At 30.1% G+C, this 1,043-nt stretch carries 1 protein-coding gene; it reads right to left on the bottom strand.

Annotated elements, in window-relative coordinates:
• Positions 1-107: 107 nt before the first annotated feature.
• Positions 108-971: a PucR family transcriptional regulator gene (locus KI356_RS27280; RefSeq protein WP_212937013.1), complete on the bottom strand. Its 864-nt coding sequence runs from the start codon at positions 969-971 to the stop codon at positions 108-110.
• Positions 972-1,043: the final 72 nt, after the last annotated feature.

The following is a 1,043-nucleotide window of genomic DNA, read 5'->3' as shown; positions in this document are numbered from 1 at the left end:
CTGTCATGATTACTCACTCCTTTTTTTAATTAATTGAATTATAAGATTATTTAAAGCGTAGGTAAATTGGCAGGGTGCACAAAAGAATGAGAGGTTTTTATGCAAGTTTACGAAATATCCAATGAAAGCAAAGCCATATAAACTGTTACTGCACCTTCAAAAGTTTTTATATTAATTCCTGTCTTTTCAATGAATTTATCAATGCGATATTGTAAAGTATTACGATGTAAATATAATTGTTTAGCTGCAAGTGATACATTTAAATTACATTGGAAGAATACTTTAACACTATCTATTAGTTCCTTGTTATTAGAAATGTGTGCTAATAATTGATTCGTGTATTTTTCTCTTTCTTCTTTCGGTAATGAGATCATTAATTGATAAGGGAGTAGTTGTTCAATGTGTATAATTTTTTGCGATAAATAGGGAGAAAGAACAGAAAATAAATTTCGCTCCCATTGATATAGTCGAGCAATTTCATTTGTTTGTGTATAGTGTCTTCCCATAAAAAAGGATAGAGATATAAAAAAATCTGTTTCTAGTGTATCAAGGGCTGCTTGCAATACAGACTCCGGTACATTTTCTTCTAAGATGAGGGTGCCAGTTTGCGAAGTTTCCCATATTGTTGTAGTGGTGAAAGAAAACATAGACTGTAAAGCGTATTGAAATTCTTCTCTTTCTACTATAGGGTGCGTTGTGAAGAAATATAAAAAACGAACCGATACTATAGGGATGTTCTTATTTTTATATAATACTTCATACCATGATTTTTCTTTTTCTGTTTTATAAAATGTATCAGTATGAATAGGTGTTAAGATAGATGAAAGCAATAGATGTTCCTTTTTATGTAATCGAGTTTTTCGAATCCCTACTTTATGTTCTTCAACTAAAAACCAGCTATAATCCTCAGACAACACGGCTTCATTAATCTTTATATCTTTACCATAATATAATTTTAATTTTTGAATCATAGGAACACTCCCTTTTATATGAATTAGGCTTCATTTTTCGCTATTCGTTAAGACAAGGTAAACTAAAAACTT

It is taken from the genome of Bacillus hominis (genome assembly GCF_018332515.1).
Lineage (GTDB): Bacteria > Bacillota > Bacilli > Bacillales > Bacillaceae_G > Bacillus_A > Bacillus_A hominis.
Note: the sequence above shows the minus strand (reverse complement) of the source record. Positions and strands in the feature narration are given on the sequence as shown.